Genomic DNA, 24,985 nt, shown 5'->3' with positions numbered 1-24,985 from the left:
TAACAACTAGGGCCTGTTGCGAAAGTGCTGGTCACAGCCATTCGTTGATGGCGGCGACCAGCACGGTCGCTTCGAAGCGGACGGCGAGTCTGTCGTAACGAGTGGCGACAGCCCGGTGGCGCTTGAGCCGGTTGATCCCGCACTCCACAACGTGCCGCTGCTTGTAGTCGTCCTTGTCGAGCTTTGGCGGCCGACCTCCGCGCGATCCGCGACCCAGGCGGCCCGGACCCGGTCCGCCGGGACCGGGACGGTGGCCTTAATCCCGCGTCTACGCAGGTAGGAACGGTTACTGCGGGAGTCGTACGCCTTGTCTGCCCGCACCCGGTCCGGCCGCTTGCGCGGCCTGCCGAGCCGGAAGAGGGCTCCGCCCGGGTATACACAGCTGACGTACGCCCGGGAGGTGTACGGCTCGTCTGCGAAGTGGCAGAGCACTTGGTACGCGTCGACGAAATGCCGGTCGTGGCAGCTGGTGCGTGCTGCCACGGTCGTCTGCGCAGGCTCGGCCGAGCTGGGAGTGGCCCGTACTCCCCGCCGAAACCATGGCCAGCGGTGTGGCGGACGTTCTCCAGGATTCGCGTCCGAGTTCGGTGTCGGGTCTGCGCCACGCGCACCCCGTCAGCCGGCCGAAGCCGAGGGTGGGAACGGCCTCGGCGCGGGTGAGTGGCCGGGTGTGGGGCGTGCCGTGCGGCACTCACCGAGGTGGCCGCTGTCCTCGCCCCACGCTCGCCCTGACGCGGGTAGGACCGATCAGGTGGGTGCGTCGAGCAGGTGGGCTCCGTTGTTGCGGACGTTGTTGACGGCAGTGGAGACGGGCCGGGCATTGAGTCGGCCGTCCGCGGGCCTGGTGAGGAGGGCGCGGAGGTCTTCGGTGTCGTGGTGGTGGGGGTCGAGCCAGGCGTCGTAGTGGTCGGGGGTGAGGGCGAGAGGCATGCGGGGGTGTAAGCGGCCGGCCTCGTCGGTGGCCTCGGTGGTGATGATCGTGCAGGTCGTCAGCCAGGCGTCCGGGTCGTCGTCGCCGGTGACGTCGGGGTTGCGCCAGTACTCGTACAGACCCGCCATGGCCATGACCTGACCGTCGTCGGGGTGGATGAAGTAGGGCTGCTTGCGGGTCTTGCCCGTCGCCTCGTCCTTGACCGGTTCCCATTCGTAGAAGCCGTCGGCAGGCAGCAGACAGCGGCGCCTGGCGAACGCACGCCGGTAGGCGGGCTTCTCGTGCACGGTCTCCACCCGCGCGTTGATCATCCGCGCACCGGCCTTCGGGTCCTTCGCCCACGACGGCACCAAGCCCCACCGCAGCGCCCGCAGCTCGCGGCGCGAGTCGTCTCCGCCGTCGCGACCGGCACGTTCGAGAACCGCGTAGACCTTGTCTGTGGGTGCGACGTTCCAGCTCGGCGCCAGCGTCTCCTCGGGACGCCAGACGGTGATCTGGAAGAGCCGGTTCAGGTCCTCAGGACCACGGGTCGAGGTATATCGGCCACACATGCGGCAACTGTGCCACGACACCCGCCGGCATTCCTCACGAAACGGGCTCCGGCTCAACTTCTGTGGTGCGGTGCGGTTGTTACCCGGCACGGCCCAGGCTGCGCGCGGAGGCATCGGCGGCCAGTCGAGCCGGAGCGTGTCCTCGTCCCATCGAGGCGTCTACTCAGCGGCCCGACTCGTTCTGGCCTTGCATCGGCGCACCTAGGGCCTGTTTTGAGTCGTGATCACTGGGCGGGGTCGAGGCTGCGCATCCAGATGATGGATCCGCGCAGTTGAAACCCCGCCATGTAGCTCTCGGGTGTCTTGTCGTAGCGGGTTGCCAGGCCTCGCCATGCCTTGATCTTGTTGATGCAACGCTCCACGGTGCTGCGGTCCTTGTACTGTTCGGCGTCGCGCGAGACCGGTCACCCGAGGGCGCTGCCGCGCTTCTTCGGTTCGCGGCCTGGTCGGCCTTCTCCGGGATCACCGCCTTGATACGGCGTCTGCGTAGGTAGGCACGATTGCCGCGCGACGAGTACGCCTTATCGGCGGCCACCCGCGTCGGGCCTGGCCCGCGGACGACCGACGGGCCCACGCACCTTGACCTCTTCAAGCACGGCGACGAACCGTGGGCTGTCAGCGGCCTGCCCGGGCGTGGGCACGAAGGCCAACGGGCGACAGCGCCGGTCCGCCGCATGATGGACCTTGCTGGTCAGCCCGCCACGCGAGCGCCCGAGCGCCGCTGCGTTGAGCCGGACACGGCGACCCCGACGTAACCTCCGGCGTTCGGTCCGCTCCGTCTCCAGCTCTGGCGATGCCGTGGTTACCGGGGCGGTTTGCCCGGTTCCCGCCGCCCCTTTTCCTCGACAGCGGCCTCTTCCACAGCCGCCAGCACCTCGGGGTCGACCACCCTGCCCGCCGCGTCGTGGGTGCGCGCGAGCCACCGTGGAATCCACGCTGACCAGCGACATCTCCGCCTGACCGCGCCGGGCGGCCTCCGCGATCACCGCCTCCATCAGCGCGCTGAACACGCCCGCGTCACGCCACTGGGCGCAGCGGTCGTAGACGTCTGCCAGTCACCGAACTCCGCAGGCATCTCTCGCCACTGGCCACCGCTGCGGAACCGCCAGAGCACACCCTCGAACTGCTCACGAAGCCGATGCGGGTAGGCCGTATCGGCCGACCGGCAAGAACGGCCCGATCAACTCCCACTCACTGTCGCTCAGTTCGCGTCGCGTCGTCGCGTCACGGCAGCGTTCTACCAGCGTCCGAACCGGCCGCGGCCCGAAGTCCGCAAGACGGCATCACAGAACCAGGCACGGCCACACTCACCAGGCAGAGGAACCCGATCTCAGAAGCTTCACGTACTGTCGGACGCGCAGCACGTCATCGGGGAAGCAACTCTCCCAGCCCTGGTCCAGCCGCATCCAGGCCGCGTGCTGCCCGTCCTCCGCGATCAGCGGCTGTTCCGGGTCGCCGATCGCGGCATAGGAGAGGGACAGCGTCTCCGGCAAACCCGGGCCGAACGACCGCACTGCCACCGCGGCGGGCCGCTCCAACAACCGTGGCCGCAGCCCAGTCTCCTCGGCCAGTTCCCGGGCCGCGCCATCACGCGGACACTCTCCGGGCTCAACCTTGCCACCTGGCGGGACCAGCCCGCGCCACGGATGCCTGACCAGCACGATCTGCTCCAGGGCTGCATCCAGGACCCACACCTCGGCGCCCAACGGCTCCACGGCGCCAACCAGCGCAGAGCGCAACCAGGCCCTGGCCCGGTCGAACTCCAGCGTCGCGCTCCCGGCGTCAGCGACGGCAGCATCAAGCGGACGCTGCTCAAACACACTACGGATCATTGCGACAGGCTATAGACCGCCGCCGACACCAGCGGGCTGCAGCGGTGGGCCCCAGCATTGGCCGTCGCCGCGGCGGCCGCGCACACCGCCACGCCACATCGAACAATCTCCGACACCGATCACAACTCGGATGAAGAGTGGGCTCGACTGGAGCCGCACTTGCCGACGAATCGCGGGCGGGGTGGGCGCTGGCAATCCCACCGCCGTGTGATCAACGGGATTCCGTTCCGGCAGCGGACCGGCATCCCCTGGCGGGACCTGCCTCCCTGCTTCGGTAGCTGGAAGACGGTTCACGATAGTCATCGCAGGTGGTCGGCGGACGGCACGTGGGAGAGGATCCTGCGGGCCGTCCAGGCCGGCCGACGCCGATGCCGAGGACCGGATCGACTGGAGCATGGTCAGCGTCGATTCCACGACTTGCCGCGCACTCGGCCCGACCATATCGGGGAAGATACGGCGTACTCATCACGCCGTAATCGGCGTCACCTGCGCAGACGCCAGATCAGGCACACGATCCCCGAGCCGAGAGACCAGCGGGCCAACCGCCGGCGCCGCGGCAGCCCAGGTGGCCGAGGCCGGCCACAGGCTTCGACAAGACGATCTACCGCCGCCGCAACGAGGTCGAGCGGACCATCAACCGGCTCAAGAACTTCCGAGCCGTCGCCACGCGCTTCGACAAGCGGGCGTACGTCTTCCACGGGACGGTCACCGTGGCTGCTATCCGGCTATGGCTCCGTCCGCAATGAAACGCCTCGTTCGGAGCTTGTCGGCACCTGGGTAGTGGTGGCGCAGTTCGCTGAGTACGCGCGCGTCGACAGCCCCGACGTCCCAAGATGAGCTGTCGAACTCGGTCTACCAGGGTGATCGGGTGTCTCGGCGTGCTTCCGGGGTCTGCTCGGGCAGGGCGCTGTCTTGGTCGGTGCGCAGCAGCATGCCCGGGTCGGGGTCGAAGTCCTCATTGGGCGGTGCCGGCTGGTGGAAACGCTCGGTGCGCGGAATGGTGACTTCCACCAGCCGGCCCTCCTGGAACATCCATAGCCCGAAGCAGTCGTCGTCCTGGTCGCGAAGCAGAACTTGCACCGTATGCGGATGCGGCCACGGCAGCGACTCCAGGTGCCTGAGCAGGCCCTTGCGGGCATGCATTTTCTCGAACTCCAGGGCCCACCCGAACTCGTAGCCCCAGTGCCCCGCTATCGGGACGAAACGGCCTCGCCACGTGCGTTCCGGGTCGTCCTGGGTCAGCGGTTCCATCACCTCGTCCGACCAGCGGGCGAGCACGATGACCTCGGCGTCTCTACTCATGCCGGAGTATCACCGCATCCGCCTGATCCACCGCAACCGAGTTCCTCAATCGGCCGACGCAGGCAGGCGTGGGCGGATGGACGACGAGCTCTCAGTGCCAGTGAGCCCGACGACGGCGCCTTCGGAGAAGCTCATCTGCGCCTGAGAGGTTGTTGTCTTTCCGGGCTTGAGGACTGGCCAAGCGGCTGACGGCGCGCGGCTGGCTGATCGAGCCGGCACCTGGCCGATTCACGCTCGCGAAGGACGTGGCCGGGCAACACGGCGGGTCATGAGCATCGTCATCGACCAGTAGACCATCCCCTCCGCGCTGGCGATGGAACGCTCGAAGTCGCGCGCGAGACGGCGACTTCGCATCAGGTGGGCGAAGAACCGCTCGACGATCCAACGCTTGGGCAGCACGACGAAGCCGCGCATGTTGTCGCTGCGTTTGACGATGGCGAGGACCAGGGCGGGGGCCGCGAGGCAGTACTCGACGAGGCTGCCGGTGTATCCGCCGTCGGCCCAGACCAAGGCCAGCAGATGGTGCGCGGCAGTGACCTGGGTGAGCAGGACCTGGGCCGCGGCGCGGTCGCCCACATCCGCTGCGGTGACCATCACCGCGAGAGGCAGGCCAAGGGTGTCGACCACGACGTGCCGCTTGCGCCCGTTGATCAGCTTGCCGCCGTCGAAGCCGCGGCTGTCAGAGCCGACGACCGCGTCCGCTTTGACCGACTGCGAGTCGATCACGCCCGCGCCCGGCTCCGAGTCCCGCCCGGCCCGCTCGCGGACCAGGCGGCGGAGCCGGTCGTGGAACTCGCGGACCAGATCGTGGTTGCGCCAGCGCCGGAAGAACGCGTAGACCCGGTCCCACGGTGGGAAGTGGCAGGCATGGCCCGCCACTTCGTGCCGTTGTCGACCAGGTAGCGGATCGCGTCCAGCATCGCGCGGTGGCAGTATGCCTCCGGTTGCCCGCCCCGGCCCCGTAGCCAGCCCGGCACCGGCAGCAGTGGCCGGACCACCGCCCACTCGGCGTCCGGCATGTCGGTGGGATACCGACGCTCGCGCGCCTCGTGGTCTCTGGCGTTCCCGAACCTGTGAGCCAGACAGTCACACGCGAGAGTGGCTGAAGTGGGCCTCACTCCCGCGTTGCCGTAGAAATGCGACAACAGGGCCTCCTGGACCGCACGTTGGATTCGACACCCTTCGAGCTACCAAGAGGCCCTGCTCTCATTCGCGGCAGCCGCCGCAGTCACCCGAGCGACTGACTTCTCGACGAGATCGGGACGAACGGCAGTCGCGTCGCTTCTCGTGATCGCTGGGACGGACGAATTCGCACTGCCATCCAGGTAGATGGTCGGCTTGGTGACGCCCCGAGGCCGCCTCGCGGGTTTGAGCCCGGCGCCGCGACTGACGAACCTGGCGAAGAGTCGTGTCCTACCGGCTCGAGGCGCGGCCAACCGCCCCCGCTACGTCCTACTTCTCCTCCGGCTCCCAGGCGCGGAGCAGGTCGAGCAGCCCTGCGTCTCCGTCAACGTGCAAGGAGTCGGCCTGGATCCGGTCGTACAGGTAGAGGACCAGCTCACTGGCGGTTCCGTGGACGGAGGCGCCGGCTGCGTCCGAGTCTTCGCCGGTCGCGGCGGTGGGAGCGGGGATGCGGGTGATGCGTGCGCCGTCGCCGTCGACGGTGAGGCGCCAGGAGCGGCCCTCGGCGGCGTGGAAGTCGAAGGCCGTGGGCTTGTGCGGCCAGGCACTCGGCGTTGCGCAGACGGTGAACAGGAACTCCTCCACACCGTCGAGTGCCAGCTCGACCGGCAGCGGCTGCGGGGAGGCCCCGGCGAGCTGGGCGTCGTAGGTGTGGACCGCGGTCTCCTGGACCCGGTGCCGGGCGGTGCCGCCGGCGGTCTGCGGTGACTGCGACGCGGGCCACCACGTCCAGCAACCGCTCTCCGGTCCCGCCTCGCGCAGGGCGCCCAGCAGAAGCTGCGTCGACGCGTCCAGCCAGGCCAGCAGGGCCTCACGCTCCTGCGGCACTTCCAGCGCGGCGCGCGCGGCGACGGCCTCGGCCGGGGGAGCGTCGGCAGACCCCGCGCCGACGATGGCGGCCCAGAAACGGTCTCCCCCACCCAGGTGCTTCACCAGATCGAACAGCGTCCACCCGGGGCAGGTCGGCACCTGCGCGTCGAGACCGGGCGCGGCGGCGACCACGGCGCGGAAGGCGGTCGACCGTTCATCGATCAGTCGCAACAGGTCAGGGAACTCAAGATTCTTTTCCACACCGGGTGTCTATCACCGTGATCCGGTGATCGGACAGCGATTTTCACAGTCGCCGCCGGTTGGCCATTGCAGACGTCCTCGCCTCCCACCGCTCGGGTGACAAGCTGCGCACTGCTGCGAGGACGCTGGTGGTGGCGGTACGCCAGGCGTCGCGCCTGTGGGTGCTCTGGCCTCGCCGTGCGGCCGGGCACCTCGGCGACGTGACATCCACCCGGTGCGCGCGGTCATGCTGCCGCTCGATGCGATGGACGCGGAGGTCACGATGGCGGGGGAGGACCGGTCGGGTCGGGAGTTCAGGTGACTCCCGTTCGACCAGCACTCCTCAAGTTCGGAACAACAACAGCCACTAAGCCACGGCCCTGATCACCTCACACGACCCATCGGACAGCCCCTAGTCGCGTGGGCGATCGCACTGGGGCCCGGGCCACCCTGTCCCGGCGCTCTGACCGGTTGGCGACCGGCCCGGTGCAGCGTCACCGCCCGCCGGATGTCACCGCACGGTCAGGCGACCTCCTGGCGCTCGGGCGTCTTCCGCGTCTTCACGCCGACGGCGATGAGTGCCAACCCGACGACGACGATGCCGAGGTAAGCGGTGGCCGGAAGGTCGACGACTTTGTGCAACCAGCCCCACTCCGTGCCGAAGAAGGTCTGCGAAGCGAAGCTGACCAGCCCCTGGGCTCCTACGACGTAGCCGATGCTTTCGACGGTGTATCCGATGGTTGTTCGCACGGATCAATCCTGTCCCGGCGGTGTCGCAAGATCCTCCTCCGCAGGGCCGAAATGACAGTAGGCCAAAGGATGCAGTCGCTTGGGGAGAGCACCGGCACAGCACCACACCTCGGCAGAGGAATGGCCGACACCAGGCTGGCTACGTCGGTGAGTTTCGGCTCTGGCTCAACGTCTGTGCTCAGGGGAGAGCCGAGCACGGCCCTCTCGGGCCTGGCCTGTTCTTCTTCGTTGTCGTCGTCGACAACAACGAGGCCGGCGGCAAGGTCCTCAAGGACCTCGCAGATTCAGCCCACGTCGTAGCCAGGCCGTGCCCCGGCTCACTGGGTGAGGCACCGCCATACACGGATGTCGTACTGCTCGGCAGCATCAGATCCGGATACGTCGCGACGCCAGACACTGACCGTGTGCTCCCCCTCCTCTGGCAAGACTAGGACGGGGCCTGGCTCCCTTCCTTCCACGTTGACGAGCGCAAGCTCCCTGTCGGGCACTGTGATGCGGCACGTCCCGAGGAAGGCGCCATCCCCGTGTGGCGCGGCACCTTCCCAGACGGACACGACTGCGGCGATGCGCGTCTCAGACGCCCGCGTCGGAATGCCGACCGCGCCTCCATTGCCCTTGATCGAGTCGCCTTCAGGAACGGCACTCACGATGTCGATGCCCGGTCCGCTGCCGGCGACCAGCCAGAACTCACTGTGTGACACCCACAGGCTGTCATCAACCACGTCCCAGGGCTGAGCGCTCGGGAACAGCTCGTCTTCGGCGGACACCCTCAACGGATCCATGCCCGCCACCGTAGCTCCGGCGACCGGCAGGGACCGACCCGCCGGACACATCGACGTCACCAGGCCTTGGCCCCTGCCCCCTGCCGCTTGACCCCTGACCGTCAACCCCAACGCCCAGTTCTCGCACACCTGCACTCCCCCGACTTCGACTTCGACTTCGACTTCAGGCATCCCTCGTCGGGCCCCGCTGCCACCGATTGGACCGAGCACGGTACCTGGCCAGACCGGACCAGGTACCGCGCTACCGCGCTCAGCCGCAGCCGCTCCGAAGCCGCGTCGCGCACCTCGTCGAGTGCGTTCAGCCGCAGACATCAAAGGCCGGACGGAGCAGGAGCGACTATCGGGTGATCGTCCGCACCGCGTACGTGCCGTCCGAGACAGACTGCGGTGTGACAGGCGCGGATCCGGCCTCCCGGGGCGGAGCCTGGAGCTGCGCGGCGTTGGCCTTGGGGCCGGTGGGGCTGCCCAGGCGTACTTCACCCCGGCGGACGGCCTCGGCCGCGCTGATCGACGGGGCCGGTGGCGGAGCGGTCGGGGCGAAGCCGCTGCGGGGTACCCAGTGGTTGCCCGAAACGACCCACCTGCCACGCCACGCGCCGCCGTCCCAGCCGTACGCAGCTGTGTTCGTGGCGTACCAGACGTCGCCCCCGCAGGCGCGATTGATGTTGCCGTAGAGCTCCACCGCAACAGCGGGGACGGAGTTGCGCGCCGGTCCGTGACCGGCGCACTTCCACCACACGCCCTTCTGCATGTCGAAGGCGAGGATGTGCCGCTCCGACGAGAGCGAGCCGACGGGCTGGTTCGCGACTTGGCAGGCCCCGCTGACCAGGCGGTTGAAGCCGTGCGTTCGGCTCACTGAGTAGCCGCCGCCGTTGGAGCCCGCGCTGGTCTCCGAGTAGCCGCCGATGCACCTGACGGTGTCCACGTGGGTGATCTCGAAATGGGAGATGGCTGCTGCCTGGCCGGTGAAGCCGATGGTCAGGCCTAGGGCAGCTGTCACGGAACCCAGGATGCGGGCGATGGCGGTTCGTCTCACGTGTACTCCTTCGTCGTGTACGCGGTGGCGCGCCCGGATGCACACCAGGCGGCCCCACAAGTCGTCGTGGGGGCCGAGCGTGGCGTGAACAGCGGAAGCGGCCGCGGCAGATGCGAGTGGGGTTGTCGTCCGGCCACAGGGCTCGGTGCGAGGGGCAGGAGGCGGGCTCGGGGCGGCTCACGCCGTGCGTGGCCACCCCGTCGCGTCCCTCGACCTCTCCCTCATGCCAGGGGACTGGTCGCCCGGCCCGCTGTGGACTCGTCCGGAGCCGAGGCCAGCGGGCCGGGGATGGCAGGCGGACTACCAGGTGGGGCCGGAGTGCGGCTTCTCCGCACGTCGGCGGGCCTCCTCCTCCGCGATCCGCGCCTGGCGATCGGCCTCCTGCTTGGCCTGGAACTCCGCGTGCTCGCGCTCGGCACGCCGGCGGCTCTCCTCGATCAGGTGCAACTCGTCGTCGCTCAGCGGCATGACGTTCTCCTGTCTGTGGTGGGTTCGGCCGGCTGGGGCTGATCCGCCCCAGGGGTTGAAGGAGCCTCGGCGGCCGGTTGAGGGCGAGGCCTCCTCACCACGAGTCTTCGTCGGCGGGTAGTTGTTGAGCAGCCCCCTCCCGGCGATGAAACAATTCGCGCGCCGGCCCCTTACGACGCGAAAGCGTCTTGTCGCCGCCGCCCTGGTGCCGCTTGAGTGCATGACCGGCAGGACACCGGTCGGCGGTGCCGCCCGGAGAAGGGGGCGGACCCGTGGGGCGTCAGGAGAAGCCGGTGGATCCGGCGGCCGGACCGGTCGCCGTGTTCGCTCTCGCGTTGCGGCAGCTTCGGAAGGAGGCGGGCAGCCCCACGTACGGGGTGATGGCCCGTCGCGCCGGCGCCTACTCGGTGGCCACCCTCTCCCGGGCGGCCGCAGGCGAGCAGCTCCCGACGCTGCCGGTCCTTCACGCATATGTCGCTGCTTGCGGAGGCGACCCTTCGGAGTGGGAGCGACGTTGGACCCGGGTGTCCGACGAACTGGCGGCCCAGGTCGCGGAGTCCGGGGGCGAGCCGGCTCCCTACCGCGGGCTGTCCCGGTACGAGCCCGGTGACCGCGACATCTACTTCGGCCGCGACCGGCTCGTCCAGGACCTCGTCTCGCTCGCCGGTCGACACCGGGTCGTCGCCGTCTTCGGCCCTTCCGGTATCGGCAAATCGTCCTTGCTGAGGGCCGGTCTCGTCCCCCGGCTGCGTGAGCCCGATGCCGCCCCGGCGGCGATCCGCCTCTTCACTCCCGGCGAGCGGCCCCTGAGCCGGCATCGTGAGGTGCTCCGCCCGGTCGACGGTCCGAGCGACACCTGGCTGATCGTCGACCAGTTCGAGGAGCTCTTCACACTCTGCCAGGACACCGAGGAGAGAAAAGCCTTCCTCGCGGGCCTGCTCGCTGCCCGCAACCCGCACAGTCGCCTGCGCGTCGTCCTCGGTATCCGGGCGGACTTCTACCCCCACTGCCTGGCCCACGCCGAACTCGCCGACGCGATCCGGATGGCCAGTCTCCCCGTGGGCCCGCTGACCCGCGACGAACTGCGTGAGGTCATCACCGGTCCCGCGACGGCCCGTTCCCTGGTCGTGGAGCGGGCTCTGACCGCCTCGCTGATCGACGAGGTCCACGGCCGGGGGGCCGGGCTGCCGTTTCTCTCCCACGTACTGTTGGAGACCTGGCGCCGGCGCCGCGGGCGCACGCTCACCCTGGAAGGCTACGAGCGGGCCGGAGCCATGCGCGGCGCGATCGCCCAGAGCGCCGAGGCCGCGTACGAAGGCATGGACTCGGCTCAGGCCGAGACGGCTCGCCGGGTGATGCTGCGACTCGTCACGCCCGGCGACGGCGCCCCGGACACCCGCCGGCCCACCGGTCGCAGCGAACTCGAATCCGCCGGAATCGGCCACGAGACCAGGACGGTTCTGGACTTGCTGGCACGGGCGCGGCTGATCACCCTTGACGGGGACACCGTCGACCTTGCCCACGAGGCCCTGATCACCGCCTGGCCGCGCCTGCACTCCTGGATCGAGGAGGATCGTGAGAAGCTCCGTCTGCACCGCTGGCTGACGGATGCCGCCGAGGCATGGGAATCCGTGGGACGGGACCCCGGCGTACGCATATCACCGGTCCGCCTCACCCAGCTCGGCGAGTTCTTCATGACGCCCGCCGACCGCCGTCAGCTGACGCCCCTTGAAGCCGATTTCATCGCGGCCGGCAAGGCCACCCACCGGCGCGGCCTTCGTGTCCAATGGACAGCACGAGCCGCGGTGCCCCTGCTGGCGACGATGACCTTCATCGTCGCGCGCCTCGCCTGGGCTCAGAACCGCGACGCACAGCGGCACCAGCTGCCGGTCCTCGCCGCCGTGCGCGACGCGAGTGCGGGCATCGCCCCTCCCGGGCCCCGAAGCCTGCGGCGCTTCGCGGTCTCGCGGTACGGAGCACGGCGCGCGGGCCGGACACGGGGACGGCCCTGAGGCGGTGGAGCCCGCGGTCACGACAGGAGCGGTGGCTCGGACCGGCAGACCACCTGCCGGTCCCCGCTCACCAGTCCCGGCCGGCGATCAGCTCCTCTCCGTCCGCGTCCGTGAACCCGTATGCCGACGCGACGAACCGGAACTCCTCGCCGATCCACTCACGCGCAGCCGTCTCGATCCCGCTCCCAGCTGCGTCGAACTCCGCGTCCAGAAGGTTGAACTCCTCCGTCGCGGCGTGGGTGAGCGCGTACAGGGACTTCAGATCCGACGGCTGATCAGCCTCTATTCGCTCGCACAGCCGCAGCAGGATCGCCGCGCCCCGGTCGACGACGGGATCGGGGAAGTACGGGTCCTCGTACATCTGCCGCAGAAACGTGTGCCCTGCTACCTGCTGGTTTGTGATCGGCATACGCCCTCCAGGAGCTTGACCGGGTCGTCCGGATCCATCTGTTCGAGTAGGTCAACGGCCGAGTCCCGCCATCCCACCACACGCCACTACATCACTCTCCGCAAGCCCCTCCGGAATGTGGTCCAGATCCGCATCTCCCCTACGCAGCACCACACTTCTGCTCTGACCTCGTACTCTGACCTGGCCCGTTCCGAGAGCCTCACCCAGGCATCCCGACCCAGCCAGGCCTTGTGCCCCACCGCGACCGCCACCCGGACCGCCACCCGGACCGTCAGTCGGGCCAAGCCCCCGCCAGGGCGGGGTCGGAGGCATGTCCGCTTCGGGCCACCCGCAGAACCATTTCGTATGTTCGTATGCCCGTTTATCTGAGGAGTTGTCTTGTCCAGACTTCGTCGCGGCCTCGCGGCTGCCATCGCACTGACTTCACTGGCCGTGCTGCCACCCGGCGCATCAGCTGTGGCAGAGGAATCCAGCGGGACAGCAGAGCACATGCCGCTGGGCCCCGCAGACCTACAGGCTGTCGCGGAAGTCGTCGAGACGTTGGCGCCCGGGGTCACCTACCAGAAGTTCAGCCAGGGCCAGGCGTCCGACCTGTGGTCGGTCGAGTTGGAGATCCCGTACCCGAACGGCAAGAGCTGGCGGGTCGGCAACAAGACGTACGCCGACGCCTTGGTGAAGGACCTGGCCGTCCACGGGTTCGCCGGCCGCGTCGACTCCCGGCAGGTGCCCGTCCTGACGGGGAGCGGCAGCCCGTTGTCCGGACACGCGGTTCGTGTCGGGCAGTTCGCCCCCGACGAGCAGGCTCTGGCGAACAGGATGAAGGGCTGGCTGGAGACCTCCGGGTACGGCGCCCGCACCGTCTACACGGCCCAGGACGGCTCCGCCACCACCGGGCCGTGGCAGGTACAGGTCGTCAGGGTGGCTCCCACCGCCGATGTCACCTTCAAGGCCGTACACGGACAGGACGTCAGCACGACGCAGACGGTCCGCGACATGGCCGTGGCGGCCGGCGGCCTGGTCGCGGTCAACGGATCCGAGTTCGACATCGGTTCATCGACCAACAAGGAATTCTCCGGTTACGACGGCGATCCTGAGGGACTGTACGTACAGGGCAACAACCTCCTCAGCGAGGCCAACAACGGCCGAACCGCCCTGCTCCTGGAGGGCGCGGGAGGCCGGGTCCGCGTCGACGAGATCACCTCCAGGACGCAGGTGACCGCGCCCGACGACCAGGTCCGCCAGATCGACGGCGTCAACCGCGTGCCCGGCCGGATCCGGGGCTGCGGCGGAATCGGTGACGACCACCGCCTCGACGGGAAGGGCGCCAACCCCGAAGGCAAGCCGTGGCGGGGCGTCATGTGCGTCGACGACAACGAAGTCGTGATCTTCCGTCCCGAGTGGGGGTCGACGACCCCGCAGCCGCGACCGGAGGTGGGCAACAGCGTTGATGTCGTCATGGACGGGAACTGGACCGTCAAGGAGATACGTCCGGCCGGCGGCCCCATCCCCGCGGGCAGCAGGATCATGCAGGGCATCGGCACCGGGGCGGACTGGCTCCGCGCCCACGCCGTCGTCGGTCAGGCCTTCAAGCCCGGCACCACCATCACCGACTCCCAGGGCAAGTCGGTGACCAGCCCGACCCTCTCCGCGGTCGCAGGCGGCGGCCCCGCCCTGGTCCGCAACGGCGAGGTCCTGGTCAACACGGTTGCCAACGGCATGCACGACGCCGTGTACGGCACCCCGACCAGTGCCATCACCGAGCGCCACCCGCGCACCCTCGCGGGGGTCACCGCCACCGGCGAACTCCTCCTGGTCACCATCGACGGGCGTTCCCCCGCCACCAGCGTCGGCGTCACCGCCCAGGAAGCCGCCGACGTCATGAAGTGGCTCGGCGCCAGGGACGCGCTCAGCCTGGGCATCGGAGGCGACACCTCCCTCGTCGCGAGGGACGCCCTTTACAACCGCCCCATGGACAGCTGGACCGCGAGCGGCTCCACTGAACGCAAGGTCGGCAATGCCGTTGTCGTAGTGAAGAAGTAGGCGGCGGCGCACCAGGGGGCGGTCAGGCGGCACCTTTCCGCTGGGGCGGGCCGCCGTCCACCGCCTGCTCCTGGGCTGCGAGCCCGCGAGGCCTGCTCGTCCCCGCACGATCTGTGCCACCTCACCGCCACCTCCATCTGGTCAGCGAGGTGACTCCGGCCGAGCTGCCTCGATCCATCCTTCGTCGAGGTGGACCGTCCAGGTGTCTCCGACGGCCCGGCGCAGTGTGACCAAGGCCGCGACGTCCGCGATGGCTGCCGGTGCGTCGGACACCCGCAACGGGAGCTCCGGGACACCGTTGCGGGTGTAGGTCGGCAGCTCGCCGTCGCAGCTGAAGACGTGAAGCGGCGGAGGGCCGTCGGCGAACCATGCCGGGCAGTTCTCCTCCGCCCACGCGGCTGCGGCGTCGACGCGATTCACCTGCGCCAGCAGGTGCTCAGGAGCAGGTCCTCCGCTGAACTGCACGAGGAAGCCCTGAGCGTCCACTGCCCACCAATCCCAGGTGAATCCAGGTCGAGGGTGCCGCAGGATCGTCGTCATGCCGGCACCATAACCAAGCCGTACGAGACCGGTGACCGAGCGGTTCCCGCCGTTCACGTTCACGTTCACGTTCGCCTTCCCAGAACGGCCGGCTTGGGGGTGACTGGCGGGTGGTCGGGGTCTACGGTGCCTCGGGGTCGTCCGCGGGCGGCGTCAGGTCGGTGATGAAGGTGCGGAGCTCTTCGGCCTCGGGGACGGCGAGGGCGGTGTAGAGGTCCAGGGCCTGTCGGGCGTGGTCGTGGGCGAGGTCTGTGCGGCCGAAGTCTCGGTGGACGTGTGCCAGGCCCTTGTGGGCTCGCGCCTGTTCGGGGCGGTAGCCGCACTCGCGGGCGAGGATCAGCGCGGTGTCGTGCTCGGTCGCGGCCAGGGGGAGGTCGCCCATGGAACGGGCGGCTTCCGCAAGGGCGTTGAGGGATTCCGCCTCGTCGCCGGGGAAGTCGTGGTTGCGGCTCAGCTCCAGGGCCTGGTGGTGGTGGCGCCGGGCCTCGTCGTAGTGGCCCTGCCGTTGGTACAGCAGTCCGATGTTGTTCAGGACGATGGTTTCGCCGATGCGGGATCCGGATTCGCGGTACACCTGGAGGGCCTGGCGGTGGTGGTCGTGGGCGTCCTCGTATCGGTCCTGGCGCTCGTGGTCGATGCCGAGGCCGGTCAGGCAGCGGGCTTCGCCGGCGCGGTCGCCGAGTTCGCGGAAGAGTGCCAGGGATTCCACGCAGTGGTCGTGGGCCCGGTCGTACTCCCGCCGTCGCCTGGAGACGTCGGCGAGGTTCTGCAGCGCGCGGGCCGCGGCGACTCGGTCGCCGCTCTCGCGCGCGAGGTTCAGGGCGTGCCGGTAGTGCTCGGCCGCTTGCTCGTACGCGCCGTGCCACCAGAAATGGACCTCGCCGAGGTCGATGAGGGTGCGTGCCTCGGCGGTCGTGTCGCCGCTTCGGCGGCTGGCTTGCAGGGCCAGGCCGTGGAGGGTCATGGCGTCGGCCTGGTGGGCGTGGCCCAGCAGGTAGCGGTGCAGGGTGGCGGCCAGTCGGCTGGTGTGCGGGCCCCGGTCGTGCTCGGCGGCGTACTGGCCGGCCGCCATGAGGTTCACGCGTTCGGTGTCCAGCCAGGTGATCGCCTCGGCCTCGTTCCGCGGGGGCCAGGTCGGGGTGTCCGGTGCGGGGATGCGTGGCCTGCGGTTCTTGCCCTCGGGGTAGAGGTGGTCGATGGCCGTGCTCGCGATGTGGAGGTAGTGGTGGAGGAGCCGGCCGAGGGCCTCGTGCTGGGCGTTGGGGGGTTCCTCGGCGGCGGCGGTGGCCAGGGCGTGCTCGCGCAGCAGATCGTGGAAGGTGTAGCGGCCCGGCTGATACTGGATCAGGACGTGGGCGTCGAGGAGGTCTTCGAGGAGCGTCTCGGCCTCCTCGGGCGGGAGCCCGGCCAGCGAGGCGGCCGCCTCCGGGCTGATGTCACGGCCCGGCTGCAGTCCCAGAAGCCGGAACATGCGTTGCTGATCGGGCGTCAGCTGCTCGTACGACAGCGTGAACGCTGCCGCCACGCCCCTCTCCGAGGTGGCCAGCTCGGCCAGTCTGCGGCGCTGGTCGCGCAGCCGGTCCGCCAGGTAGACGACGGTCCAGCGGGGGCGATGGCGCAGGCGGGCGGCGGCGATGCGGACGGCCAGCGGCAGGAAGCCGCACAACTGCAGGACGTCGAGGACGGCCAGGGGCTCGGCCTCCGCCCGTTCGCCCACGATCGCCGTGAACAACTCCACGGCGTCCGCGGCGGGCAGCACATCCACGGACAGGGCGTGTGCCCCGTCCAGGTCGGTCAGGCGTCGGCGGCTCGTGACCAGGAGGAGGGCGCGGGAGGCTCCCGGCAGCAACGGGCGTATCTGCTCGGTGCCGAGGGCGTTGTCCAGTACGGCCAGCACCCGGCGGCCGGAGAGTTCGGATCGCCACAGCGCGGCGCGGTCGGTGACCGACGCAGGGATGTGCTGTGCGGGCACGCCGAGTTGGCCCAGGAGGATCTCTAGCGCGGCACCGGGGTCGAGCGGGGTCTGACCGGCGGTGTGGGCCTGCAGGTCCACGAAGAGCTGCCCGTCGGGGAACTGGTCCGCGAGGCGGTGCGCCGCATGGACCGCGAGCGTCGTCTTGCCGACGCCGGCCATCCCGTCGATCGCCGAGATCGTCACGACTCCGCCGCTGTTGCTCTCCCATCGGCGGGTCAGTCCGTCGAGCTCGTCCTCGCGGCCGGTGAAGTCCGGGACGTCGTACGGCAGGAAGTTGATCCCCTGCGGCTTCGCGGGCGCGGTGGCCGGCGCCCGGAGGTCGGGTGCGTCCCGGAGGATGTCCTGTTCGAGCTTGCTGAAGGCGTGCCCGGGGTCAAGTCCCTGCTCCTCGGCGAGGGTCGACCGGAAGTCTCTGGCCACCTGCAGTGCGTCAGGTTGGCGTCCCGCGCGGTGCAGGGCGAGCATCAGCTGGCAGCACAGCCGCTCCCGCAGGGGGTGGGCCGCCGCGTGGGCGGTGAGTTCGTCGATGAGCTCGTCGTGTCGGCCCAGGGACAGTTCCAGGTCGGCGAGGCGCTCGACGGCGGTGAGCCGCTGCCCGTTCAGGCGTGCTCTGGCGCCCGGGACGTAGTGGGCGGTGATGTCGGCCAGCGGCTCTCCCCGCCACAGCGCCAACGCCTTGCGTATCTGGTCCGCGGTGCCCCGCGGGTCGTCGGAGGTGTCCGGCGCCTTGGCGATCAGGGCGGTGAAGTCGTCCAGGTCGAGTTGTCCCGGCTCGGGAGTGATCACGTACCCGGCCGGCCGAGTGGCCAGCATCCGGTCGGCCTCCGAAGCGCGGAGCATCCGTCGGATCGCGGCGATCGTGGTCTGGATCTGCGCACGGGCGGAGTCCGGCGGCAGTGGCCCCCACATCGCTTCGATCAGGCGGTCCGTGCTGATGGCGACCCCGGCATGCAGGAGCAGGTAGGCGAGCACCGCGCGATGGCGGGGTGCCAGCCCGGGTGACTCGGGGCCGGGAGCCAGGGCCTCCACCGGGCCGAGGATCGTGAACCGCATACCGTCACTCCGGGGGTCGCCAGCGCGTGCATAGAAGAAGCATCGGGAATGTATCAAGATCGACTGGCAGGGTTCCCGTCATGCAAGCACTCCACACGATCGATCCGGAGACGGCGACCGGTGAAACCGCGAGTCTGTTCACCGCCACGCACCAGGCCCTGGGGGTCGTCCCCAACCTGGCGAAGGTGATGGCCAACAGCCCGACCGTGCTGAAGGGGTACGTGGACGTCGTCACGGCCCTGGGCACGCGGGGGACCTTGTCGGCGGATGTGCGCGAGCGCATCGCGTTGCTGGTGGCGCAGGAGAACCGATCCGACTACTGCCTGTCCGTGCACGCGTTCCGCGGGACGAGAGTGGTGGGACTCAGCACGGCCGAGGCGACCCGTGCGCGGCGGGGCGAGGCCGACGAGCCCTGGGCCGCCGCCGTCCTGGACCTGGCCGCCGCGGTGGTCCGGGACCACGGGGTCGTCTCCGAGGCGCAGCTGGCCGCGGCCCGGCACGCCGGCCTCTCCGACGGGCACGTCGTCGAGGTCATCGCCCATGTGGCGCTCAGCGTGTTCACCAACTACCTGGCCACCGCGGCGCGGATCGACATCGACTGGCCGCTCGTGCGCCACACCGACTGAGAAAACGCGGTGACCTGAAACGTACGCGATGACACAGTCGGGGCCGGATCACCCGAACCGGATCACCCCAGCCTTCCCAAGAACAGGAATCAGAGCCATTTCCACCCAGGAGTCCCCCATCATCACCGCCGTCCCCCTCACTCAGGTCTCCACCGAGGACGCCACCGCCTGGCACGCTGTCGTGTCGGCCTCGCTCGCCGTCGATCTGCCCCAGGAGCCCCAGCCCACGTTCGAGCAGATCCATGCCCAACTCGCCGTCACCGGGCGGAACGACCGCCGACTGCGGTGGCTGGCCACCGCCGCGGACGGCTCGGTCGTCGGTGTGGCCGGGCTGCGGTTGTTCACCTCGCCCGGTCAGAGCCACCTCGCGGAGCTGGAGCTGCACGTCAGTCCGGACCGGCGGCGCTCCGGAGTGGGCTCGCATCTGCTGGCCACGGCCGTGAAGGCGGCACAGGCAGAGCAGCGTCGCAGCCTGGTGGCCGCCGCGCCCGGTGACGGCCCGAGCGGCGCCTTCTGCACCGCGCACGGCTTCCGGCGCGTACTGGCACTCGACCACCTGCTGCTCGACGTCGCCGACGCCGACACTGCCGAGGCCGACGCCGAGCACCCCGGCTACGAGCTGGCCGGCTGGACCGGCACGGTTCCCGACGACCTGGCCGAGGCGTTCGCCACGGCCAAGAACTCGATGAACGACATGCCCATGGGCGACATGGACTACGGCAGCATGACCTGGACCGCCGACCGGGTCCGTGCGATGGCCGAGGTGCTGGCCGACCGCGGTGACCTGCTGCTCACGACTGCCGTGCTCGGCAAGGGGGAGATGGCCGGGTACACCGAGATCGTCATCCGGGCCGGGGAGACCCTCCGGGCCCTGCAGTACGACACCGTCGTGGTGCCCGCCCACCGCGGCCACGGGCTCGGACTGTGGGTCAAGGCCGAGATGGTGCGCAGGCTCCGTGCCGAGCACCCCGGGATCGTGGAGATCGAGACCGACAACGCCCAGGAGAACACCCACATGCTCGCCGTGAACCGCCGGCTGGGCTTCCGCTTCCACCGCAGCACTCACGAGTACCAGCTCGACCTGCCCGCCAACTGACCACTCCCCCGCCTGCCTCCTCCCCGTCGTCTCCGCTCCCCTCCCTCACCACTCCACATCCTCACCACTCCACGAGGAGAACGTCCGTTGCAGAAGTTCGAGACCCCCGACCCGATCGCCGCCGTTCTGGAGATACCCGCCGGCCGCATCAGCCTCCTCGCCGCCGACCGCGCCGAGACCACCGTCCAGGTGCGTCCCGCGGACGCCGCCAAGGGACGCGATGTGAAGGCCGCCGAACAGACCACGGTCGAGTACGGCGACGGCGTGCTGCGCGTCATCGCGCCGGAGGCGAGGAACCAGGTGCTGAGCGGCCTCGGATCCGTCGAGGTGACGGTTCACCTGCCCACCGGCTCCCGCGTCGAGGCCACCTCCGCCGCCGCCGAGGTGCGTACCGAGGGCCGGCTCGGCGACGTCGCCGTCCACGGCGCCCACCGCCGCATCGAGATCGCCGATGTGGAGGGCCTGCGCCTCACCGCCGTCGACGGCGACGTCCACGTCGGCCGCCTGGGCGGGCCCGCGGAGATCTCCACCGCCCGGGGCGGCATCACCATCGGCGAGGCGACGCGCGGCACGGTGGTGCTCCGTACTCAGCATGGTGACATCTCGATCGCCACCGCCCCCGGCAGCTCCGCCGCTCTGGACGCCGACGCCCGCCACGGCCGCGTCAGCAACGCCCTGAAGAACGACGGCTCCCCCGTGCTGGACATCCGTGCCACCAGTGGCAACGGTGACATCGCCGCCCGCAGCCTCTGACCCTCTGCGCCGTCACCTCCTCCTCTCTCGGCCCGACCGTTCCCTCGCGACACCCCCACCCCGACCGTTCCACCCCGACACTTCCACCCGACCAGGGAGCACCCCACCATGTCCCACTTCACCGCAGCAGGTCAGCGCAAGATCCGCGACGTGCTGGCCCGGCACGTGGAGTCCGGCAAGATCCCCGGCGTCGTCGCGCTGTTCAGCAAGGGCGACGAGACGCACGTCGAGACGCACGGCACGATGCGGCACGACGGAGGGGCCCCGATGCGCCGGGACACCATCTTCCGGATGGCCTCCGCCTCCAAGCCGCTCTCGATATCGGCGGCGATGGTGCTCCTGGACGAGTGCCGGCTGCGGCTGGACGACCCCGTGGACCAGTGGCTCCCTGAACTGGCCGACCGTCAGGTGCTGAAGGCGTTCGACGGCCCGATCGACGAGACGGTCCCGGCGCGCCGCCCGGTCACCGTCCGGGACGTACTGACCTCCACCTTCGGCCTCGGTATGGACTTGACCTCGATCGGTACGCCGATCATGAACGAGGTCTTCTCGCAGGGGCTGACGCCCAACCTGCCCACTCCGATGCCCGACCAGGACGAGTGGCTGCGCCGCCTCGGCGGGCTCCCGCTGATGCACCAGCCCGGCGACCACTGGCAGTACCACATCGCCAGCGACCTGGCCGGCGTGCTGGTCTCCAGGGTGACGGGCCAGACCTTCGAGGAAGTGCTGCGCGAGCGCGTCCTCGGCCCGCTGGGGATGAAGGACACCGGCTTCCACGTCCCGGACGAGAAGGTCGACCGCATGCCGGTCCTCTACGCGCCCGACCCGGCGTCCGGCGAGTTCCATGTGTGGGACGAGTCCAAGGGCGGCCGGTGGAACAGTCCTCCGGCGTTCCAGGGCGGCGGGGGCGGTCTGGTCTCCACCGCGGACGACTACCACGCCTACTTCAGGATGCTGCTGAACGGCGGCAGGCACGGCGGCGAGCGGATCCTGTCCCGGCAGGCGGTGGAGCTGATGACCACCAACCGCCTCACCCCCGTACAGAACGCCGCCCGCACCCAGCTGGCCACCGACAACGTCCACATCTCCTACGGCCAGGGGCAGCACGGAGGCTGGGGCTTCGGGATGGCGGTACGGACCTACCGCGGCGACTACGCGCCCGTCGGCCAGTTCGGCTGGGACGGCGGCGCCGGCACCTCCACGTACGCCGACCCCGTCAACAATGTCGTCGGCGTCCTCCTCACCCAGGTCGGCAGCTCGGCCCCCAACTCGATCCACCTGATGCACGACTTCTGGACCACCCTCTACCAGGCGATCGAGGAGTAGACGCCCCCGCAGACCGACCCACCGGCGCCCGAACCGCCCTGCAGAGCCGGGGCGGGGCGGCGCGTTCCGGCCCTTCAAGCGACGAGCAGACGGAGGCCGAGATCTGCCGCGTCGAGGTCGGCGAGGTCGCTGTTGCGCTCGGCCCACCGGCCGGACTCGAGGTCGTCGCCGAGGCTTCGCACCGCCCGCTGCTCGGCCTCGGGCCCGACTTTCGTCCACACCGACATCGCACGGCGCACGTGATCCTCCAGATACGCCCCCGGCCGACGCCAGTACGCCTCGAACAGGCCATCGGCGCAGTCCCACGGAACGGGCACCGGCTCAGCGCGGGCGCCGATCGCGTCGGCCATCCCGGCGAGCGAGGGGAATTCCGCGAGGACGGCGGCGAACTCGGGCAGGTAGTCGCGGGTGAGCCAGAAGCGGTCCTGCCATCCGGGCTCGTCGGTGTCGAACGTGAGCACCACCACGCGGCGGCCCACGCGCCGCATCTCGCGCAGCCCCGCCAGCGGGTCTCCCCAGTGGTGAACGGTGGAGACGGCCATCGCGACGTCGAAGGACTGATCCGCGAACGGCAGGCTCTCCGCGGCGGCGGCCACGCACGGCGCCGAACCGGCAGGCCGTTGCGCCCGCATGACCGCCGATGGCTCCACCGCGGTCACGTCGCGGTCGACAGGCTCGTAGGAGCCGGTGCCGGCCCCGACGTTCAGGACCGTCCGCGCGTCTCCGAGCGCGCCCCGGATCTGCGCGGCGATCCGCGGATCGGTACGCCGTGTCGCGGTGTAGGCGCCGCCGATCGCGTCGTACAGCCGTGCACCGAGCACCTCCAGTTGCTCCTCCGGTGTCACCTTCAGTCCCTTCGCCCGTGCCTCGAGTTCCCTGTCGATGGCCGCCACCATGGCGTCGGCGCGATCACGCCGCTCCAGCACCAGGCCGCGCAGTCGGCGCAGGTGCGCGACCGCGTCGGTGGACGGGGAGTCGACCAGTTCCGCCACCTCCCGCAGCCCGAAGCCCAACCGCCGATAGGCCAGCACCTCCCGCAGCCGCTCGACGTCGCCCGCGGAGTAGGCCCGATACCCGGCCGCGGTTCGCGCCGACGGCCGTACGAGCCCGATCTCGTCGTAGTGGTGCAGCGTGCGGACGCTCACGCCGGCGAGCTCGGCCACGCGTCCCACGGTCCAGTGATCTCCCACGGCACCGACTATGCGGCCTGACGTCACGTGAGGGTCAAGAGCCTCGGTCGCGGCGGCGAGTTCCGAACGCGCGGCAGCGGGGTGGGTGTTCGGGCGACCGAGCACCGGACATGACGGTCGGTCAGCCGAGGTCGAGCAGGGTGAGCCGTTCCATCGGGACGTAGTCGAGCAGGGCGGAGTCCCAGTGGGTCGCCCACACCGAGCCGTCGCGTGCCACGGCGAGGACCTCGACGTCCCCGGCGCCCTGGCAGCACGCGGTGACGACGTGGGCGAGTTTCCGCGGCGTCCCGCCGATCCGCCGGAGCGCGGTCCAGACGCCCGTCGCCGTCGTCAGGAACGTGTTGTAGAGCATGCCGTCGCGGCCGATGACGAACACGTCGAGGAACTCGGACGAGCGGCTCGTCGCGGCGATCCGGGACGAGGGCTCCAGCGGTACGGCCCCACCGCCGATCTCGCGCGTGGTGCCCCAGAGCGACGCCGCGGTCCACGGAGTGCTGTAGAGCCGGAGCTTCGGATCGCCGTCGCGGCGCCCGATGAACGGGACCTCGATGAGGTCGGGGCCGGGGCTGCACGGCGCGAGGTTCGTCATCGGGTGAGCGCGGACGAGAGGGTCCCCGATGGCGAAGGAGTCGCTCCAGTTCCCCGGTCCGAGGGAGAAGGACGTACGCGGCACGGAGTCGCTGCTCACCCAGAACAGGTCCAGGAGGCCGGTCCTGCGGCTCAACGCGGCAAGGCCGTTCGTACGGAGCACGAAGGGCGCGACGAGCCCGGCCGGGGCGCGGAGGTGGTCGAGGACGGTCCAGGTCTGCGTGGCCTCTTCCCAGCGGCTGCCCGCGATGTCGGCGGCCTGCCGGTCGTGAGCGAACACCTCCGGCGCCCCTCCCTTGCGCCGGGCGATCACGACACCCGCCAGCGGGTCGATGACCACCGTGTCGCTCTCGGGCACGTTGAACTCCTGCCAGGCCCCGGAAACCGCGTGCCGGAAGGTGTGGACGTGCCAGGTGCGGTCGTCGCCGTTGTCCCAGAGGGCGAGCCCGGCGAGCCAGTCGGTCAGCGCCGACATCGACGCGAAGGGGTTGAGGGAGGCCGTCGAGACCGACCCGTCGAGATCGGCGTCGAGCGTGGCCACGCCCGGCGACCACGTCACCCTGACGGCCTTGCCCCGGCGCACCGCGAACGCCCCGAGCCGGTCGGCCGTGCCGGGCGCGCCGACGACGGGCCCGCCGCGCACTTCGACGGGCTGGTTCCCGCTCTCGGGGAAGGCGGGGTTGCGTACGACGGCGACGTCGGTGTCGATGTTCGGGAACCCGGCGATGGGGCTTCCGGCGGGCCGTTCGACATCGGTCCGCCACTGCCGGGCGATCGCGTCCGGGTCCGGCGGCTCGCCGCCGGTGCTGTCGATGGGCGGCGTCGCGAGCTCCACCTTGCCGTCCACGATCGTGATGGCGCCGGTCCTCCCCGGAAGCACGTTGACGTTCCAGACGTACAGGCCCGGGTAGTCCTCGCGGAAGGCGAACGAGGACGGGGGATGGCAGTAGACGCCGGGCCGGTATCCGAGTTCGGCGAGCCGGTGGAACCACGCGGAGCAGTACCTCCGGCCCTCCTTCACCGGCGGGCTGCCCGCCTCCCAGTCCAGAAAGATCACCGAGCCCTGCGGGAGGCCCGCGCTCGTCGCCTTCACGGCGGCGTCCTCGGCGTTCGCCACGGCGATCTGCACCCGGACGTCGATCGGCCCGTCCCTGTTGGCCGGGGCCTGCTGTCCCCAGTAGATCGGCAGGAGCCCCCACACCGGCCGCAGGTCGAACCATCCGTTCATCCAGCCGCCGACGGGATGGGCGCCGATGCCACCCATCCGGTTGTGGCCGTTCCGCTCCTTCGTGACCCTGATCTCGCCGACGACCGGGGCCGGCGAATCGAGGTACATGCCCGTCCAGTAGATGTTGGAGAGGTCCCAGATCGCTTCCATCACGGGCTTCCCCGGATACGTGCCCGTGTCCATTCCGGCGTAGAGCATGACGGTCCTCTCCCCGGCCGCCCCAGGGCGCGTACGCCCGTGACGCCGGGGCACGTACTGCCTCCTC

20 protein-coding genes and 4 pseudogenes are annotated in these 24,985 nt (G+C 70.1%); 7 read left to right on the top strand and 17 right to left on the bottom strand.

Going from position 1 to position 24,985, the window contains the following annotated elements; translation table 11 throughout:
* Positions 1–31: 31 nt before the first annotated feature.
* The 4 genes and pseudogenes from OG259_RS40120 to OG259_RS40100 form a co-directional block, all read right to left on the bottom strand.
* A pseudogene (locus OG259_RS40120) lies at positions 32–348 on the bottom strand (transposase); the annotation flags it as partial.
* Positions 349–747: 399 nt separating this feature from the next.
* Positions 748–1,482 carry an SOS response-associated peptidase gene (locus tag OG259_RS40115; protein WP_328946762.1) on the bottom strand — a complete coding sequence of 245 codons (735 nt, stop codon included), beginning with the start codon at positions 1,480–1,482 and terminating at the stop codon, positions 748–750.
* Positions 1,483–1,706: 224 nt separating this feature from the next.
* Positions 1,707–2,726, bottom strand: a pseudogene (locus tag OG259_RS41910) (IS5 family transposase).
* A gap of 63 nt (positions 2,727–2,789) precedes the next feature.
* The gene (locus OG259_RS40100) at positions 2,790–3,314 is read right to left on the bottom strand and encodes an NUDIX domain-containing protein (RefSeq protein ID WP_328946760.1); all 525 of its coding nucleotides are present in this window, start codon (positions 3,312–3,314) and stop codon (positions 2,790–2,792) included.
* A 105-nt stretch (positions 3,315–3,419) separates the two neighbouring features.
* On the opposite strand from OG259_RS40100, the pseudogene OG259_RS40095 reads away from it, so the two are divergent.
* A pseudogene (locus tag OG259_RS40095) lies at positions 3,420–4,060 on the top strand (transposase).
* Positions 4,061–4,166: 106 nt separating this feature from the next.
* Here OG259_RS40095 and OG259_RS40090 read toward each other — a convergent pair.
* The 8 genes and pseudogenes from OG259_RS40090 to OG259_RS40055 all read right to left on the bottom strand — a co-directional run bounded on the left by OG259_RS40090 (position 4,167) and on the right by OG259_RS40055 (position 9,884).
* The gene (locus OG259_RS40090) at positions 4,167–4,616 is read right to left on the bottom strand and encodes a hypothetical protein (protein WP_328946759.1); all 450 of its coding nucleotides are present in this window, start codon (positions 4,614–4,616) and stop codon (positions 4,167–4,169) included.
* 228 nt (positions 4,617–4,844) lie between these two features.
* Positions 4,845–5,495, bottom strand: coding sequence for an IS5 family transposase (locus OG259_RS40085; RefSeq protein WP_328946758.1), 651 nt, complete (start codon positions 5,493–5,495; stop codon positions 4,845–4,847).
* Between the two features lie 38 nt (positions 5,496–5,533).
* Positions 5,534–5,635, bottom strand: a pseudogene (locus OG259_RS40080) (IS5 family transposase); the annotation flags it as partial.
* A gap of 433 nt (positions 5,636–6,068) precedes the next feature.
* A complete protein-coding gene (locus OG259_RS40075) occupies positions 6,069–6,869 on the bottom strand; it encodes a maleylpyruvate isomerase family mycothiol-dependent enzyme (protein WP_328946757.1) in 801 nt (266 codons plus the stop codon).
* A 501-nt stretch (positions 6,870–7,370) separates the two neighbouring features.
* Positions 7,371–7,598 carry a hypothetical protein gene (locus tag OG259_RS40070; RefSeq protein WP_328946756.1) on the bottom strand — a complete coding sequence of 76 codons (228 nt, stop codon included), beginning with the start codon at positions 7,596–7,598 and terminating at the stop codon, positions 7,371–7,373.
* A gap of 317 nt (positions 7,599–7,915) precedes the next feature.
* On the bottom strand, positions 7,916–8,380 hold the full coding sequence (locus tag OG259_RS40065; RefSeq protein ID WP_328946755.1) for a hypothetical protein: 465 nt from the start codon (positions 8,378–8,380) through the stop codon (positions 7,916–7,918).
* Between the two features lie 337 nt (positions 8,381–8,717).
* Positions 8,718–9,416, bottom strand: coding sequence for a hypothetical protein (locus OG259_RS40060; RefSeq protein WP_328946754.1), 699 nt, complete (start codon positions 9,414–9,416; stop codon positions 8,718–8,720).
* 300 nt (positions 9,417–9,716) lie between these two features.
* On the bottom strand, positions 9,717–9,884 hold the full coding sequence (locus tag OG259_RS40055) for a hypothetical protein (RefSeq protein ID WP_328946753.1): 168 nt from the start codon (positions 9,882–9,884) through the stop codon (positions 9,717–9,719).
* Between the two features lie 272 nt (positions 9,885–10,156).
* Between OG259_RS40055 and OG259_RS40050 the strand changes: the two genes are divergently transcribed.
* Complete coding sequence (locus OG259_RS40050; protein ID WP_328946752.1) at positions 10,157–11,896, top strand: helix-turn-helix domain-containing protein; 1,740 nt, start codon at positions 10,157–10,159, stop codon at positions 11,894–11,896.
* Positions 11,897–11,963: 67 nt separating this feature from the next.
* On the opposite strand, the gene OG259_RS40045 is transcribed toward OG259_RS40050, so the two are convergent.
* Entirely contained in the window at positions 11,964–12,305 is a 342-nt protein-coding gene (locus tag OG259_RS40045; protein WP_328946751.1) for a DUF5713 family protein, read from the bottom strand.
* 378 nt (positions 12,306–12,683) lie between these two features.
* Between OG259_RS40045 and OG259_RS40040 the strand changes: the two genes are divergently transcribed.
* Positions 12,684–14,345 (top strand): phosphodiester glycosidase family protein, encoded by a 1,662-nt coding sequence (locus tag OG259_RS40040; RefSeq protein ID WP_328946750.1) that lies wholly within the window; start codon positions 12,684–12,686, stop codon positions 14,343–14,345.
* Between the two features lie 141 nt (positions 14,346–14,486).
* On the opposite strand, the gene OG259_RS40035 is transcribed toward OG259_RS40040, so the two are convergent.
* Both OG259_RS40035 and OG259_RS40030 read right to left on the bottom strand, forming a co-directional pair.
* A complete protein-coding gene (locus OG259_RS40035) occupies positions 14,487–14,885 on the bottom strand; it encodes a hypothetical protein (RefSeq protein ID WP_328946749.1) in 399 nt (132 codons plus the stop codon).
* A 121-nt stretch (positions 14,886–15,006) separates the two neighbouring features.
* A complete protein-coding gene (locus tag OG259_RS40030) occupies positions 15,007–17,913 on the bottom strand; it encodes an AfsR/SARP family transcriptional regulator (RefSeq protein ID WP_328946748.1) in 2,907 nt (968 codons plus the stop codon).
* An 80-nt stretch (positions 17,914–17,993) separates the two neighbouring features.
* Between OG259_RS40030 and OG259_RS40025 the strand changes: the two genes are divergently transcribed.
* The 4 genes from OG259_RS40025 (at position 17,994) to OG259_RS40010 (ending at position 21,714) form a co-directional block, all read left to right on the top strand.
* Positions 17,994–18,539 carry a carboxymuconolactone decarboxylase family protein gene (locus tag OG259_RS40025; protein WP_328946747.1) on the top strand — a complete coding sequence of 182 codons (546 nt, stop codon included), beginning with the start codon at positions 17,994–17,996 and terminating at the stop codon, positions 18,537–18,539.
* A 28-nt stretch (positions 18,540–18,567) separates the two neighbouring features.
* The gene (locus tag OG259_RS40020; RefSeq protein ID WP_328946746.1) at positions 18,568–19,635 is read left to right on the top strand and encodes a GNAT family N-acetyltransferase; all 1,068 of its coding nucleotides are present in this window, start codon (positions 18,568–18,570) and stop codon (positions 19,633–19,635) included.
* Positions 19,636–19,722: 87 nt separating this feature from the next.
* The gene (locus OG259_RS40015) at positions 19,723–20,388 is read left to right on the top strand and encodes a DUF4097 family beta strand repeat-containing protein (protein ID WP_328946745.1); all 666 of its coding nucleotides are present in this window, start codon (positions 19,723–19,725) and stop codon (positions 20,386–20,388) included.
* A gap of 108 nt (positions 20,389–20,496) precedes the next feature.
* A complete protein-coding gene (locus tag OG259_RS40010; RefSeq protein ID WP_328946744.1) occupies positions 20,497–21,714 on the top strand; it encodes a serine hydrolase domain-containing protein in 1,218 nt (405 codons plus the stop codon).
* A gap of 74 nt (positions 21,715–21,788) precedes the next feature.
* Here OG259_RS40010 and OG259_RS40005 read toward each other — a convergent pair whose 3' ends face one another.
* Both OG259_RS40005 and OG259_RS40000 read right to left on the bottom strand, forming a co-directional pair.
* Positions 21,789–22,886, bottom strand: coding sequence for a MerR family transcriptional regulator (locus OG259_RS40005; protein WP_328947320.1), 1,098 nt, complete (start codon positions 22,884–22,886; stop codon positions 21,789–21,791).
* A gap of 139 nt (positions 22,887–23,025) precedes the next feature.
* Positions 23,026–24,918: a glycoside hydrolase domain-containing protein gene (locus OG259_RS40000; RefSeq protein ID WP_328946743.1), complete on the bottom strand. Its 1,893-nt coding sequence runs from the start codon at positions 24,916–24,918 to the stop codon at positions 23,026–23,028.
* Between the last annotated feature and the right edge of the window lie 67 nt (positions 24,919–24,985).

The sequence above is a fragment of the Streptomyces sp. NBC_00250 genome (assembly GCF_036192275.1).
Taxonomy (GTDB): Bacteria; Actinomycetota; Actinomycetes; order Streptomycetales; family Streptomycetaceae; genus Streptomyces.
This window is presented reverse-complemented; position numbering and strand designations above follow the sequence as displayed.

Coding starts and splice junctions, on each gene's coding strand:
- OG259_RS40115 (WP_328946762.1), bottom strand. CDS start 1,482: ATGTGTGGCCGATATACCTCGACCCGTGGTCCTGAGGACCTGAACCGG.
- OG259_RS40100 (WP_328946760.1), bottom strand. CDS start 3,314: ATGATCCGTAGTGTGTTTGAGCAGCGTCCGCTTGATGCTGCCGTCGCT.
- OG259_RS40090 (WP_328946759.1), bottom strand. CDS start 4,616: ATGAGTAGAGACGCCGAGGTCATCGTGCTCGCCCGCTGGTCGGACGAG.
- OG259_RS40065 (WP_328946755.1), bottom strand. CDS start 8,380: ATGGATCCGTTGAGGGTGTCCGCCGAAGACGAGCTGTTCCCGAGCGCT.
- OG259_RS40055 (WP_328946753.1), bottom strand. CDS start 9,884: ATGCCGCTGAGCGACGACGAGTTGCACCTGATCGAGGAGAGCCGCCGG.
- OG259_RS40045 (WP_328946751.1), bottom strand. CDS start 12,305: ATGCCGATCACAAACCAGCAGGTAGCAGGGCACACGTTTCTGCGGCAG.
- OG259_RS40035 (WP_328946749.1), bottom strand. CDS start 14,885: ATGACGACGATCCTGCGGCACCCTCGACCTGGATTCACCTGGGATTGG.
- OG259_RS40030 (WP_328946748.1), bottom strand. CDS start 17,913: ATGCGGTTCACGATCCTCGGCCCGGTGGAGGCCCTGGCTCCCGGCCCC.
- OG259_RS40025 (WP_328946747.1), top strand. CDS start 17,994: ATGCAAGCACTCCACACGATCGATCCGGAGACGGCGACCGGTGAAACC.
- OG259_RS40020 (WP_328946746.1), top strand. CDS start 18,568: ATGACACAGTCGGGGCCGGATCACCCGAACCGGATCACCCCAGCCTTC.
- OG259_RS40010 (WP_328946744.1), top strand. CDS start 20,497: ATGTCCCACTTCACCGCAGCAGGTCAGCGCAAGATCCGCGACGTGCTG.
- OG259_RS40000 (WP_328946743.1), bottom strand. CDS start 24,918: ATGCTCTACGCCGGAATGGACACGGGCACGTATCCGGGGAAGCCCGTG.